Genomic DNA, 13481 nt, shown 5'->3' on the forward strand with positions numbered 1-13481 from the left:
GCCACCCGGAGCGACAAGAAGGTGAAAGCCCGTGTTCGAGCAGACGGAAGAACAGAGAGGATCCGGGAGCGGCATAGCCGTGACCCGGGGCGAAGAGCTCGTCTACTTGGAGCTGTGCCGACGGGGCACGGCGACCACCGCCGAGCTGGCAGAGGCGCTGACAATGGCGCAGGACGACGTCCTGCAGCTGCTCACCGGCCTGCACAGCCGGCGGCTGGTGCGGATGTCGGAGAACGGCGCCCGAACCCCGTGGTCCGCCGCGGCACCGGACGTGGCGATTGAGCGCATGCTCAGCAAGCGCGAGCAGTCCGAACGCCGACTACGCGAGGAGATCACGCGGCTCCTCGACGGCTACCACCGCGAGCGCGGGCGCCGCGATCCCGGCTGCGCCGACCTGGCCGAGGTCGTCACGGGACGCGACGCCATCGCAGAGGTCTGGCTGTCCATGTTGGCCGGCGCGCGCCGGGAGGTCTCGGTGCTGGACAAAGCGCCGTTCGTCCAGGACGACACCGTCGGCCCGGAACTGGAGGTTCTGGAGCGGGGGGTCCTGTGCCGGGCGGTGTACGAACGCTCAGCGCTGCTGTTGCCCGGGCATCTGGAACAGGTCCGGATGCTGATAGCCGCCGGGGAGGAGGCGGTCGTGGTCACCGAGCTGCCGTTCAAGCTGGCCGTCGTGGACCGGCGGTGGGCCCTGCTGCCCGTGGCATCGGGCGCGGAGTTGGACGGCGCGTTGATCGTTCGGCCATCGCCGATGTTGGACGCGCTGGTGCAGACGTTCGAAGCCCAATGGGCGCGGGCCATGCCCATACCGGCGACGGCCGGCCGTGGTGATCCGCGCGACCAGACCGGGACCATCAGCGACGGCAGCGCCCCGACCGGCGGCCGGTCAACCGATGGGCAGCGCCTCGGGGCCCTGGAACTGCTGACGCTGCTGACCGCCGGGATGACGGACGACGCGATCGCCCGGCAGCTGCGGGTGTCGGCGCGCACCGTCCAACGGCGGGTCAGCGAACTGATGGAAGAGCTGGGCGCGCGCAACCGGTTCCAAGCCGGGGTGCAGGCGGTTCGGCGGGGACTGCTCTAGAACCGGCGCGGACCCACGAAATCGGGCATCGAGGTCAACCGGGGCAAGGCTCAGTACCTGTGGATCAGCTCGGTGGAGCCGTACCCTCCCGAGCGATCGATTCGCAGGTCGCTGAAGTAGGCCGACGCGCCGATGTCGGCTGGGAGGGCACGCCTGTGTGGGCCTACACCCACCCGGCCTCCGCAGCCAGCGGCGACATAGACAACAGCGAAGGCTGGCGCCGCCAAGGCCGGCGGAACGCTTTCGCCAAGGTGCTGCCGGCGCCGATGCGGCCGAACCTCCCCGACGACGACATGATCGTGCAGTCTCCTATCCCGCGGTCGGGGAAGGCACCCACCGTCGAGTACTGCCTTCCGGAATGACGCGGTCCACGCTCGAAAAGTCGATCACCAGTGGGCCGGGCGGCGGAGTGGGCGGCCGCCACGTCGGCGACCGTACCCGCCCCTGCCCGCCCGGGCCCGGTACGGTCGCCGGGCTCGAAGGCCGGCGAGCGGTTCGGCTCAAGCGGCGACGACGTCACCTCCGCTGTCGCCTTCCCAGATGACGTTTTGGCGTTCGTACAGGACGCGAAGGCCCGCGCGCAGCATGTTGTTCAGAGAAGGATTGGCGCCTTCGGAACTGGGCTTGGCAACCTCTGTGACCAGCCATCGGCAGCCCGCTTCCCTGGCCACCTCGGCGCGGGCGGCTATCAGCGCCGACTGCGCGCCCTGCCCCCGGTGGCCGGCCAGGGTCGCACCGGAGTTCAGGTGGCCGAGCTCGCCATCGATGAACAGGCTTGCGCCGGCCACGATGTCGGACCCGTCCCAGACCGCGAACGGATGAAAATCCGGGTGCGAGGCCAGTGCCGTGTACATGTCGGTGAGCCCCTCGTACGGTTGGCCGAAGAAGGTTCCGATGATGACCGAGGCCCACTCCTGCGCGTCGCTTTCGGTGACCGGGCCGACCCGAAGGTTCGTGGCCCCGACCGGTCGGGCCTCGCCGATCGGGCACGCCAGCTTCAGGAGGGTGGTGCCCGGCCGCAGGTTGCGGGTGGCCAGAATGGACTCCCAGTTCTCGGGGCGTGCCGACGGGGCGATCTGGATGGCGGCGCGAGGGCTGTCCTGAGCTCGGTAGAAGTCCAGGACCCGGTCGATCAGCTCGGCGCTGACCGGCTCGCGGGTGCCGAATCCGAGCGCCTTGCTCCAATATCCCGAAGGATCGTTGCGCACGGACAGCGCGACACCGTCGGCGATGCGGGTGGTCGCGAGCCCGAGCAGAGATCTGGCCGGCTCCGGCGTGTTCGTCTCGCAGCGATACATGAACTCGGCCTCAAGGCCCTCGGTCACTGCGGCTGCGAGGGTGGCGGAAATGGTGTGCATACCAGTCCGGATGCGCGGGCGACCGCCGAAGTTCGATCCCGCGGCGAATTATTCTGGAAGTCGTGGCGGCCGCGGCTTGTGCAGCAGCTGCACCTTCCGGACCCGACCTCCTTCAAGGCTCTGTACCCACACCACTCCGGGTGGGCAGTGAAACGGGTCATAAGGCGGATTGACCAGATCCGCTTCCCAGATGACAACGTTCTGGCTGGCCACGACATTGACGATGCGGTGACGTACACCGTCCTCCAGGTCCGAGTGCATCGCCCGGATCAGGCTCTGCCGGCCTCTGGTGACCCGCCCGGTGGGCCAGACGGTCTCCACCGTAGAAGAGAAGCGCGCACCCACGGCCTCAGCGAACCTGCCGTCATAAGGAGCGCGCATCATCTCCTCGGCGACCCGGCGGTGCGCGGCGGCATGCGCGCTCACGTCACCGTACGCGGCGTCCACCGTCGCCTGCAGCGCCGCACCGAGTTTGGCGCGGGCCTCATGGAGCCGACTGCGTACGGTACCCACGGGAACCCCGCACACGGTCGCGATGCTCTCGTAACTCGTCACGTCGGTGAAGTAGCGCAGCATCGTCACCAGCCGAAGCGTCGGTGAGAGCTGGTCGAGCACGTGCCAGATCCAAGCACCCGAGACCTGACGGTCCAGCAGTTCGTCCGGGTCGGGTTCCGTTGACGGCAGGTTGAGGAGGACCGCGTCGTCAACGGTCGTGGTGTACCGCGCACGCAGCTGGGCACGGCAGACGTTGCGCACCACCGTGGAAAGCCACGACGCCACCGCGTCGGGATCACGGAGATCCCCGATCCGGCGCAGCGCGATCAGTGTCGCGTCCTGTACCGCGTCCTCGGCCTCCGGAACGTATCCCAACAAGCTCAGCGCGATCTTGTGCATGCGGGGCCGGTGCCGGGCGAGCAGCAGCCCCAGGCTTTGGACGTCTCCGCTCTGCGCTTCGCGAACCAGACTCGCATCAGACGGCGCCCCGCCGGCTCCACCTGCGTCCCCGAACGTGCCCGCCATGCCCATGTCCGCAACCTAACATGGAGCCTTACGGTCGAGATGGCGGTGGCCATCTCGACCGCTCGGGATAGCTGGAAGCGCTGCCGTTTAGCCGCCGGCGCAGGCGTTGAGCCTATTCTCTCCGCCTCGATCGCAGGCACGACCAGCGCCGAGGGAAACAACCACGTCGAAGCGCGTGACCCTTGGCCGCCCGTGCACGTTCAGCCTGCTCGGTCGTGGCGCCGTCAGGTCGGATCGGGGATGGCTGCTTCCAGGCAGAGATCTCGCTGGGGCTCGTCACGCGGATCCAGCTGAGCCGATGGAGATCGGCTCAGCGTAGAGCGGGTGTCGCTCTGCGAGCCGGCGTACACGGGCTCGCAGAGATTGCAGCTCCGCTGCTCCGTCATCGGCGACGAGAGCTTCGGCGATGATGTCGGCGGCTTCAGCGAAGTCTTCGTCGGTGAAGCCGCGGGTGGCCAGCGCGGGGGTGCCGATGCGCAGGCCGGAGGTGACCATCGGTGGTCGCGGGTCGAACGGGACGGCGTTGCGGTTGACGGTGACGCCGACGTCGTGCAGGCGTGCCTCCGCCCGGCGGCCGTCGAGCGGCGAGTTCACCAGATCGACCAGGACTAGGTGGACGTCGGTGCCGCCGGTGGCTATGCGGATTCCCGCCTCTGCACAGTCTGGGGCTGACAGCCGCTCGGCGAGGATGGCCGCTCCCCGCAGCGCCCGCGACTGCCGGTCACGGAATTCGGTACTCGCGGCGATCTTGAAGGCCACGGCCTTCGCGGCGATCACGTGCTCCAGCGGGCCGCCTTGTTGGCCTGGGAACACCGCGGAATCGATCTTCTTGGCGAGTTCGCCTCGGCACAAGATGACTCCCCCGCGGGGCCCGCCGAGTGTCTTGTGCGTCGTCGTGGTCACAACGTCGGCGTGGGGAATCGGATCGGGATGCAGTCCGGCCGCGACCAGTCCGGCGAAGTGCGCCATGTCCACCATCAGCCTTGCGCCGACCTGGTCGGCGATGTGCCGGAAGCGGGTGAAGTCGAGGTGGCGCGGGTAGGCGGACCAGCCGGCGATGATCAGCTTCGGGCGGTGCGCGAGGGCCAGGCGTTCCACCTCGTCCATGTCGACGAGTCCGCTCGCCGCATCGACGTGGTAGGCCGCGACGGCATACAGCCGGCCGGAGAAGTTGATCCGCATACCGTGCGTCAGATGGCCGCCGTGGGCGAGGTCCAGGCCCAGGATCGTGTCGCCCGGCTCGAGCAGCGCGGCCATGGCCGCGGCGTTGGCCTGGGCTCCGGAGTGCGGCTGGACGTTGGCGTGTTCGGCGCCGAACAGCTCCTTGGCTCGGTCGATCGCGAGCTGCTCGACGACGTCGACGAACTCGCATCCGCCGTAGTAGCGGCGTCCGGGATAGCCCTCGGCGTACTTGTTGGTCAGCACAGAACCCTGTGCCTCGAGGACGCCGACCGGCGCGAAGTTCTCCGAGGCGATCATCTCCAACGTGGACCGCTGCCGGTCGAGCTCGGCCGCGACGGCCGCTGCGATGTCCGGGTCGACGACGGCCAGTGGCTGCTGGAAGCTGTTCATGGATCAGCCCGCCCGGGTCAGGTCGGCATACGCGGCGGCGTCGAGGGTCTCGCCGAGCTCTTCGACACGCACGCGGAACAGCCAGCCCTGTGCGTACGGATCGGTGCCGATGGATTCCGGTGTGGCGGCGAGGTCATCGTTGACCTCGATGACCTCGCCGGTGACGGGAGAGTACAGGTCGCTGACCGACTTGGTGGACTCCAGCTCGCCGCAGGGTGTGCCGGCGGCGACGGTCTGGCCCACGGCGGGCAACGCCACATACACGATGTCGCCGAGGGCTTCGGCCGCGAAGGCGGTGACGCCGATCGTGGCGTGTTCGCCTTCGATGCGGAGCCATTCGTGTTCGGAGGTATACAGCAGATCAGGCGGAAGCGTCATGGCGCCGGAGCTCCGTTTCGTCGAACGCGTCGGGGGACGCGTGGCGGGAACTCCCCCTCTGTCATGGCGCCTGAGAGTTTCGCCGTCGGTTACGACGGCTTTCACCGTGGGCGAGGCGCGCGGATGCGCCTGCTTTCCAGAGTGGCCTGGCCTGGAGCGGTGACTGGTACCTGAGAGATTGACGGGGAGTTTGCTCCTTCGGCGCCCTGACCGATGGACAGGGGCTCTCCCGCTCTGGCTCGTGCGGCCCGATATTCGGTTGTGGTGTGGAACCGTACGCGCCGCGGAAGCCGTTGTCCATCCCCGACGGCGCCGTCTCGTGGAACAGGACGTCTCACTTCTTGAAACCAGGGCCTTGTCACCGCCCGAGCCTTCTCCCTGGACTCGCCGGCAGCCAGACAACTCAATACCGGGCTGCACGAGCCAGAGCGGGAGAGCCTCGCGGCGGAAACGCAAGCGGGCGCCGAAGCTGCGGAATTCATCCGCTCGTTTGCCGAGGTCGGGAGCGCTCGACCAGCTCCGTCGCCTTCGCCGCCGACAGCACCAGCCTGAAAGCTCTGTCGTAGCTCGACGTACGGTTGTTCCGCCAGCGCGTTGGCAGGCAAAACGGCGTACGGAAGCGCTCCGTTCGCGCAGACCGTCACACCGACTCGGTCAGGACCTGACCACCCATACCGGGGCGATGACACAGGCTGTCACTGCCGCCGGCAGGGCACCAGGAGTCGGGGTCGGCGATTGACGGTTCAGTGCGAACGGCGGGCGCTACCTGGCGGCGAGGATCAGTCGCCGGGCTGGTTACCGCGCGAGTTCGGGGCGTAGGGGTCGTTGCAGCCGCCGCGGGCACCGTCGAGGTTTGTGCCGTTGTACCAGTGGAGCCAGCCCCACTCGACGCAGCCGCTGTGGTTGATCTCCGCGCCCGCGCGCCATGCGTCCGGCTGGTCGATCGGGGTGTCACCGTGGGCCCACTCGCTGTCTGCGCCGGTGTTGCCTTGGCTGGCGGTGTCAGTGGCCACCTGTTGCAGCAGCGGGCCGTACGGGGTGCTGACGTACAGGGTGACCGTGGCGCTCTGGTTTTGGGCCTGGAAGGTCGGGTCCCAGGTCCAGTAGGCCCCGACGCGGTCGTTGCAGGAGTCCCAGTACTGGTCGACCCAGCCGGCGGAGACCCCCTGGTACATGTATTGGGCGTGGTCGCCGATCCAGACGTCGCCGCAGCTCGCGCTGGCCCGCGGGGCGGCCGCGCCAGCGGTGCTCGCGGCGCCCAGGGCGGTGCCTGTGGCGAGGGCGGCCGTGGCGGTGGCCATGGCGAGGGTGCGGCGCAGAACAGGTGTGATCGATGCAGGCATGATGTTCCTCATCTCAGGTGGCGTGAGCGTCGGCAAAGGCGGCTCTGACGGCTGCACAGGTCTGCCGCGTGCGGTAGGCGACGTGGAGTCGCCGACTGGGTCGGTCTTGGGCGAAGCGACAGGACTGGGCTGGTTGAGGCGGTCGGGAAGGTCCCGTTTCCAGGGCCGGTCCGGGGTACGTAACTCAGGCTGTTGATAGCACAAATTGGCGGCTGCCTTCGCCTCCGCTTGCGCCGTGCTTGGCGGAAGCGGTAGGTCCAGACTGCCTGCGACGCCCTGGTGAAGTCACGTTTCCCGCACGAATCCGCACACCTCTGAGCAGCTGAGCGGGGGGCCGGAACCCCGCCCAGCTGGCAGCACGCCAAGTTTTCGACAGTCGCGGTCGCATGTCTTCAGCAACAGCCGCGACCTGATTCCAACGTGCTTTGACTCAGTCCCCGGCGGTGCCGGTCGACTCGGGGCGTTGCCGCGGTCGGGGTAACGCCGGGCTGGGCTGAGCGGCCCCCGCTCCCGGCGGGACCACGTCGTGGATGTCGCACGCGTCGTGGATGTCGCACGCGTCCTGCGTGTCGCATGTGTCGCACCCCGTTTCACCTGCGGCGACGTACTACGGTGACGAGCGTGACCCCGACCAAGCCGCCCGGCCTCGCCCGAGCCACCGCGCTGGTGCGCCGTCCGAAGCTGTGGCTGTTCCCCTCAGTCCTGGCCACGCTGGTCGCGTTGTTCCTGGCGCTGCTGTACATGGGCGGCGTTCTGAACCCGAACGGCAACCTGCACCGGCTGCCGATCGCGCTGGTCGACGCTGATACCGGTGCGCCGCCGCCGGGGCAGCAGCAGAACCTGGGCGCGCAGGTGGCGCAGGCGGTGGTCGCCGGGACGCGGTCGAGCTCGGTGCAGTGGAAGCGGGTCGGGGCCGCCGAGGCGCAGGACATGCTGGCGTCGGGGAAGGTCTACGGTGCGCTGGTGATTCCGGCGGACTTCACCGTGTCGGTCGAGGCGCTCACCACGACGCGGGCCACGGTGCACCCGACGATCAGTGTCCTGACCAACCCGGGGCTGGGCAGTCTGGGCTCTTCGCTCGCGTCCCAGATCAACCAGGCCGCGGCGCACCAGGCGTCGCTCTCCATCGGCAAGCAGCTGACCGCGGCGGCGCCCGGCTCCGACTCCACCACGCGGCTGCTGCTGGCCGACCCGGTGGCGGTGACCACGCAGGTGGGCCATCCCATCGGCCAGCACAGCGGCCTGGGACTGACCGCGTTCTACTACACCCTGCTGCTGGTCCTGGCGGGCTTCGTCGGCGGCAACCTGATCAACTCCGGCGTGGACACCTCGCTCGGCTACGCCGACAGTGAGCTCGGCCCCTGGCACACCCGCCGCCCGACGGTACCCATCGACCGGACGCAGACCCTGCTGCTCAAGATGTTGATGACCGCCGGCATCACGGTGCTCACCACCTCGACGGTCATGCTGGCCTGCATCGCCGTCCTCGGCATGGACGCCTCGCACATCCCGCTGCTCTGGATCTTCTCCTACTGCGCGTGTCTGGCGGTCGGTCTCGGCGTCCAGGCCATCAACGCCGCGTTCGGCGGCATCGGCCAGCTGGTGTCGATGTTCGTCTTCATCGCCTTGGCCCTGCCCTCCTCCGGCGCGACCGTCCCGTTGCAGGCGACGCCGACCGTCTACCGCTTCCTCGGCGCCTTCGAACCCGTACGGCAACTCAGCGGCGGCGTGCGCTCCATCCTGTACTTCGACGCCCGCGCCGACGCCGGCCTGTCCCGGGCGTGGACCATGATCGCCATCGCGGCCGTGCTCGCGTTGATCTTCGGCTTCGCGATGACCGAGTACTACGACCGCAGGGGGCTGAGGCGGCTGACGCCGCAGCCGATGCCGGAGGCGGGGACCGGGACCGGGACAGCAGCGGGAGCTGAGGCCGGGAGTTGAGGCTGGACCGGCGGGGAGGGGCTGCTGGGCCGGTGCCGGTTTGACAGGCACCGAATCGGCGCGGATCATATGAATCGTTCTTCATGAGACACCTCGTTCGGTGAGGCGTCGACTCGAACACAGGCCACTGACCCCACGACGTCGAGAGACGCCCAGGTTCAGGACACCTCTCCCCGGCTTAAGGGGACAGGCCAAGTGGCTGCGGAAAGACGGGCCTCCAAGCCCCTTCCCGCTACGTCGTGTCGTGCCAAAGCTCTGACGAGAAGGGGTGTTCAGCGGCGCTGCGTGCCGCGAATCCCCCTTGCCCGACCGATCGGCACCCGCGTGTGCCCTGGCCGCAAGGAGGCGACAGCAATGGATAGTTCCAGTCCGGGCCACTCTAGGCCCCCCATCCGCGCCTGCACGCCTTCTTCCGGCACGCGGTAGCCCCACCCGCCCCGAAGCGATCACCGCACGATCGCCTGTTCGATCCTGCGCTGTTCGCGCAGGGCGGATGACTGCTGCGCGCCTCCCAGATCAGAATCCCGCACGCCGGGACCGGGAGGGACCATCATGACCACGGCAACACTGCACCGCTCAGCGGTACTCGACGACGCGCACGTCGGCGACATCAAGGGCGCCTTCGGCACCATCAAGCTCGACGACCACGGGGCCCGCCGCGGACTGTCGGCCAAGCTCAAGACCCTGCTGGCGATCGTCGGCCCGGGGCTGATCGTGATGGTCGGCGACAACGACGCCGGCGCGTTCGCCACCTACGGCCAGGCCGGGCACGACTACGGCACCAAGCTGTTGTGGACGCTGCTCCTGCTGGTCCCGGTCCTGTACGTGAACCAGGAGATGGTGCTGCGCCTGGGCGCCGTCACCGGCGTCGGACACGCCCGGCTCATCTTCGAGCGCTTCGGGAAGTTCTGGGGCGCGTTCTCCGTCATCGACCTGTTCCTGCTCAACGCCCTCACCTTGGTGACCGAGTTCATCGGCATCACGTTGGCCACCGGCTACCTGGGCCTGCCGAAGGCACCGTCGGTGGCGCTGGCCGCTGTGGTGATCGCCTCGGCGGCGATGACCGGGTCGTTCCGCCGGTTCGAGCGGCTCGCGGTGGTGCTGTGCCTGGGCTCGCTGCTGCTCATCCCGATCTCGATCGCCGCGCACCCGGCCGTCGGCACGATGGCACACGGCTTCGTGCGTCCGTCCCTGCCCGGCGGCGCGGGCGGCATGGCCCCGCTGATGCTGCTGATCATCGGCATCGTCGGCACCACCGTCGCGCCCTGGCAGCTGTTCTTCCAGCAGAGCTACGTCATCGACAAGCGCATCACCCCGCGCTTCATGAAGTACGAGAAGGCCGACCTGTGGATCGGCATCGTCATCGTGGTCATCGGCGCCGCCGCGATCATGGGCATCGGCGCGGTGGCGTTCGCCGGGTCCACCGGCGGCTTCACCGACGCGGGCTCGATCGCGACCGCGCTTCAGAACTACGGCGGCCGGGTCCTGGGCGACCTGTTCGCGGTCGCGCTGCTGGACGCCTCGATCATCGGCGCGTTCGCGGTGTCGCTGTCCACCGCCTACGCGATCGGCGACGTCTTCAAGATCAACCACTCGCTGCACCGCGGCGTGAAGCAGGCCAAGGGCTTCTACGCGGTCTACGCCGGCGTCGTCGCGCTGGCCGCGGCGATCGTGATGACCGCCTCCGACCACGTGCTCGGCGTCCTCACCTCCGGTGTCCAGGCGCTGGCCGGCGTGCTGCTGCCCTCGGCCACGGTGTTCCTGCTTCTGTTGTGCGTCGACAAGGAAGTCCTCGGCCCCTGGGTCAACGGCAAGAAGACCACCGCCTTCACCGCCACGGTGATCGGCGTGCTGGTGGCGCTGTCGATCGTGCTGACCGCCTCGGTCGTCAAGCCGGACATCTCCACCGGGCAGATCTCCGGGATCCTGATCGGCTGCGCGATCGGCGGACTGCTCGGTGCGGCCTTCCTCGGCGCCAAGGCACTGCGGGCCCGCCGCGCGCCGGACTTCGCCGCGGAGTCCATCGACCGCTCCGGCCGCGACGACTGGCGGATGCCGCCGCTGGCCGAGCTCGGCCAGTTGAAGTTCTCGGCGACGCGCCGCGTCGGGATGGCCGCACTGCGGCTGTACCTGTTGGTAGCGATGGTGCTGGTGGTGTGGAAGCTCGTCGAAATGATGCTCGGCCACTGAACCACTGACCACCGCCTGAACCCGTACCGACCGATGACCGGCCGAGCACCGACCGAGCACCGGCCGAGCGCCGGCCGGCCCACGGCTCGGGCAGCCCTGGCGCGCCCGGATGGCCGGGCTGCGCACCAACGCCCTGGTCGCCGCCGGCGCCACGCTGTTCGTGCTGTACTCGGCCACGGTCGACTCCGCCAACGCCACCCAGGTCGTGGCCTACGTCGTCTCGGGCATCGGGTTCCTCGGCGGCGGCGTGATCCTGCGCGGCATCCACTCCACGCACGACGACGACGCGGACCAGGAACTGCCCGGCGTCTACCGCGCCATGGCGGAGTAGGAGCGCTCTCCTCATGTGCCGATTTTCTTTGGGTAGGGTGGAACTAGAGAATTCACTCGCCCAAGCAACGCGGGCCCGGGTTCGGGCGCTGGCAGAGACAGCCCGTGAACCACACCATCAGGGCCCGTTCAGACGGTCGGTCGCTGCCCGGACCTCGCGGAGCCGCTATCGTTTCGGGCGACGAAGGGCGACATCCGCATGGTCAGCGCTCGCATGACGACGGTTCTGGCGATGCTGGACCGGAACACCGGCCAGTCCCCCGGGGACGACCGTGCCGCTGCCGCGGCCGCCGCCGAGGCGCTGGGCGTCGACGGGGTCACCGCCGGGATCGGCACCGGTCCTTCGGGCAGTGTCCTGGCCTGGGGCAGCGGTGCCGTCAGCGCGCAGGTGGACCACTTGCAGTTCACCCTCGGGCAGGGCCCGGGCACCGATTGCGCCGCCACCGGCCTGCCGGTGCTGGCCCCGGACCTGCTGGCCGCCGAGTCGCGCTGGCCGGCGTTCAGCCCGGCCGCCGGGGCGTTGGGCGTGCGCGCGGTGTTCGCGTTCCCGCTGTCCATCGGGGCGATGAGCGTCGGCACGATGCTGGCGCACCGCGCGGTCCAGGGCCCGTTGGCCGACGGTGCGTACACCGATGCTTTGAGCCTGGCCAGTGCGATCACGGTGGTGCTGATCGAGCGCCGGTCGGTCCGGGACGGTGTTCAGGACGGCGTGGTCCCCGCGGGGTGGGCGGCGCCGGAGACCTACCGGGCCCAGGTCCACCAGGCAACCGGGATGATCAGCGTGCAGCTCGGTGTCGGACTGGCCGAGGCGCTGGTCCGGCTGCGTGCCTATTCCTACGGCCAGGACCGTCCCATCGCCGATGTCGCCGCCGACGTCGTGGCCCGCAAACTGCGCTTCAACGAGTCCTAGCTCCATCGTCTTCCACCGCTCGGGCTGTACCCCTGACAAGGCCGCTGGTCGTATTTTTGGAGGAATGGACATGACGCGCGAACGGCTACTCGCCGAGGCGTTCGTCGACACCGCGGACACGCTGGTGGAGGGCTTCGACGTCATCGACTTCCTGCACACGCTGGCTGAACGCTGCGTGGACATCCTGGACGTGGACGCCGCCGGCATCATGCTGGCCGACGCGGCCAAGGTGCTGCACGCCGCGGCGTCCTCCACGGAGAACGCGCGGCTGTTGGAGCTGTTCGAGCTGCAATCCGAGGTCGGGCCGTGCATCGAGGCCTTCACCACCGGCCGCCCGGTGGTGAACGTCGACCTGCAGGCCAGCGCCGTACGCTGGCCCCGGTTCGCCGAGGCCGCCGGCGCCACCGGGTTCGTCTCGGCGCACGCGCTGCCACTGCGGCTGCGCGAGCAGGTCATCGGGACGCTCAACCTGTTCTGTGAACGGCCCGACGCCCTGTCGGAACCGGACGTACGCACCGGCCAGGCCCTGGCCGACGTGGCCACCGTCGCCATCCTGGCCCATCGCAGCTTCCGGCACGCCGACCTGCTCGCCGAGCAGCTGCAGTACGCACTGACCAGCCGCATCGCGATCGAACAGGCCAAGGGCGTACTGGCCGAGCGGCGCGGCATCAGCGTGGACGAGGCGTTCACGCTGATGCGCGGGCACGCCCGAAGCCGCAACGTGCGCCTGTCGGACCTGGCGCGGGCCGTCGCGAACGGAACCTCGACCGACACCGAACTTCTGGGCACGACCTGATCTGCCAGGTCTTCGCCGCGGCGAAAAACGGGCAGCACCGTGGGTCGCGTTCGGCCTGCCAGGGTCGCGCTCTGCCCAGGCTGAAGGCCGCCGGCGACGTCGACCTCACTCGGCGTCGTATCCATGGGTGTAGGTTTCTACGTAGTCCCCCGAGCGTCCCAGACCCCGGCGCCTCGAACTGGCGCCGCTACGCCGAGCCCGAGCGGGCACGTTCATCAGCGAACTGCGCAGGCAGGGTCTCACGCCTCCCGGGTGTTCTCGCCGTCAGGCACAGGATATCGACCGGGTTGAATCGCAGCCGTCGCGCGCCATCCGCCAAGTGTCGTATCCGCGGGAGGTCCTGATGTCATTGCTCACATGTGAGCCAGGCGCTGCTCGCCCTTCCCGAACCACAGCGAGACGCGATTCTCCTGAGCTACTACGGCCGGCTGTCGCTCGGAGCACTGGCGTTCGCGCTGGAGCTGCCGAAGCAGGACGCAGCGGCCTTGCTGTCTGAAGCCCTCATCCGCGTCGCGGGGTCCGGTCTCGTTCGACAATCCTCTGACCAAGGAATCTGAGA

The 13481-nt window shown here is 69.0% G+C and carries 12 protein-coding genes, 1 pseudogene and 2 riboswitches; of the genes and pseudogenes, 8 read left to right on the plus strand and 5 right to left on the minus strand.

What is annotated here, in order from left to right; translation table 11 throughout:
• Nucleotides 1-31 precede the first annotated feature (31 nt).
• Together ABH926_RS30650 and ABH926_RS30655 are read left to right on the plus strand one after the other, a co-directional pair.
• Nucleotides 32-1084 carry a LuxR C-terminal-related transcriptional regulator gene (locus ABH926_RS30650; protein WP_370369353.1) on the plus strand — a complete coding sequence of 351 codons (1053 nt, stop codon included), beginning with the start codon at nt 32-34 and terminating at the stop codon, nt 1082-1084.
• Between the two features lie 155 nt (nt 1085-1239).
• On the plus strand, nt 1240-1446 hold the full coding sequence (locus tag ABH926_RS30655) for a hypothetical protein (protein ID WP_370369354.1): 207 nt from the start codon (nt 1240-1242) through the stop codon (nt 1444-1446).
• Nucleotides 1447-1584: 138 nt separating this feature from the next.
• Here the strand turns inward: ABH926_RS30655 and ABH926_RS30660 are convergent, their stop codons facing one another.
• The 5 genes from ABH926_RS30660 to ABH926_RS30680 form a co-directional block, all read right to left on the minus strand.
• Nucleotides 1585-2442: a GNAT family N-acetyltransferase gene (locus ABH926_RS30660; protein WP_370369355.1), complete on the minus strand. Its 858-nt coding sequence runs from the start codon at nt 2440-2442 to the stop codon at nt 1585-1587.
• Nucleotides 2443-2490: 48 nt separating this feature from the next.
• Nucleotides 2491-3468: an RNA polymerase sigma factor gene (locus tag ABH926_RS30665; protein ID WP_370369356.1), complete on the minus strand. Its 978-nt coding sequence runs from the start codon at nt 3466-3468 to the stop codon at nt 2491-2493.
• Nucleotides 3469-3738: 270 nt separating this feature from the next.
• Entirely contained in the window at nt 3739-5034 is a 1296-nt protein-coding gene (gene glyA / locus ABH926_RS30670; protein WP_370369358.1) for a serine hydroxymethyltransferase, read from the minus strand.
• Between the two features lie 3 nt (nt 5035-5037).
• The gene (gene gcvH / locus ABH926_RS30675; protein ID WP_370369359.1) at nt 5038-5412 is read right to left on the minus strand and encodes a glycine cleavage system protein GcvH; all 375 of its coding nucleotides are present in this window, start codon (nt 5410-5412) and stop codon (nt 5038-5040) included.
• Nucleotides 5413-5559: 147 nt separating this feature from the next.
• Nucleotides 5560-5654: riboswitch (glycine riboswitch) on the minus strand.
• 537 nt (nt 5655-6191) lie between these two features.
• Nucleotides 6192-6755, minus strand: coding sequence for a hypothetical protein (locus ABH926_RS30680; RefSeq protein WP_370369360.1), 564 nt, complete (start codon nt 6753-6755; stop codon nt 6192-6194).
• Nucleotides 6756-7328: 573 nt separating this feature from the next.
• On the opposite strand from ABH926_RS30680, the gene ABH926_RS30685 reads away from it, so the two are divergent.
• The 6 genes and pseudogenes from ABH926_RS30685 to ABH926_RS30710 all read left to right on the plus strand — a co-directional run bounded on the left by ABH926_RS30685 (nt 7329) and on the right by ABH926_RS30710 (nt 13479).
• Entirely contained in the window at nt 7329-8696 is a 1368-nt protein-coding gene (locus ABH926_RS30685; RefSeq protein ID WP_370369361.1) for a DUF3533 domain-containing protein, read from the plus strand.
• Nucleotides 8697-8781: 85 nt separating this feature from the next.
• Nucleotides 8782-8971, plus strand: a riboswitch (M-box (ykoK) riboswitch).
• A 277-nt stretch (nt 8972-9248) separates the two neighbouring features.
• On the plus strand, nt 9249-10886 hold the full coding sequence (locus ABH926_RS30690; RefSeq protein WP_370369362.1) for an NRAMP family divalent metal transporter: 1638 nt from the start codon (nt 9249-9251) through the stop codon (nt 10884-10886).
• Nucleotides 10887-10971: 85 nt separating this feature from the next.
• Nucleotides 10972-11145, plus strand: a pseudogene (locus ABH926_RS30695) (MgtC/SapB family protein); the annotation flags it as partial.
• Between the two features lie 285 nt (nt 11146-11430).
• Nucleotides 11431-12126 (plus strand): ANTAR domain-containing protein, encoded by a 696-nt coding sequence (locus ABH926_RS30700; RefSeq protein WP_370369363.1) that lies wholly within the window; start codon nt 11431-11433, stop codon nt 12124-12126.
• 70 nt (nt 12127-12196) lie between these two features.
• The gene (locus tag ABH926_RS30705) at nt 12197-12922 is read left to right on the plus strand and encodes a GAF and ANTAR domain-containing protein (protein WP_370369364.1); all 726 of its coding nucleotides are present in this window, start codon (nt 12197-12199) and stop codon (nt 12920-12922) included.
• Between the two features lie 359 nt (nt 12923-13281).
• A complete protein-coding gene (locus ABH926_RS30710; protein ID WP_370369365.1) occupies nt 13282-13479 on the plus strand; it encodes a hypothetical protein in 198 nt (65 codons plus the stop codon).
• The last annotated feature ends 2 nt before the right edge of the window (nt 13480-13481 follow it).

Source organism: Catenulispora sp. GP43 (assembly GCF_041260665.1).
Classification (GTDB): domain Bacteria; phylum Actinomycetota; class Actinomycetes; order Streptomycetales; family Catenulisporaceae; genus Catenulispora.

Bases quoted from the DNA above. Each gene is read 5' to 3' on its own strand.
- ABH926_RS30660 (WP_370369355.1), bottom strand. From the start codon at position 2,442: ATGCACACCATTTCCGCCACCCTCGCAGCCGCAGTGACCGAGGGCCTT.
- ABH926_RS30665 (WP_370369356.1), bottom strand. From the start codon at position 3,468: ATGGGCATGGCGGGCACGTTCGGGGACGCAGGTGGAGCCGGCGGGGCG.
- glyA (WP_370369358.1), bottom strand. From the start codon at position 5,034: ATGAACAGCTTCCAGCAGCCACTGGCCGTCGTCGACCCGGACATCGCA.
- gcvH (WP_370369359.1), bottom strand. From the start codon at position 5,412: ATGACGCTTCCGCCTGATCTGCTGTATACCTCCGAACACGAATGGCTC.
- ABH926_RS30680 (WP_370369360.1), bottom strand. From the start codon at position 6,755: ATGCCTGCATCGATCACACCTGTTCTGCGCCGCACCCTCGCCATGGCC.
- ABH926_RS30685 (WP_370369361.1), top strand. From the start codon at position 7,329: ATGTGTCGCACCCCGTTTCACCTGCGGCGACGTACTACGGTGACGAGC.
- ABH926_RS30690 (WP_370369362.1), top strand. From the start codon at position 9,249: ATGACCACGGCAACACTGCACCGCTCAGCGGTACTCGACGACGCGCAC.
- ABH926_RS30700 (WP_370369363.1), top strand. From the start codon at position 11,431: ATGACGACGGTTCTGGCGATGCTGGACCGGAACACCGGCCAGTCCCCC.
- ABH926_RS30705 (WP_370369364.1), top strand. From the start codon at position 12,197: ATGACGCGCGAACGGCTACTCGCCGAGGCGTTCGTCGACACCGCGGAC.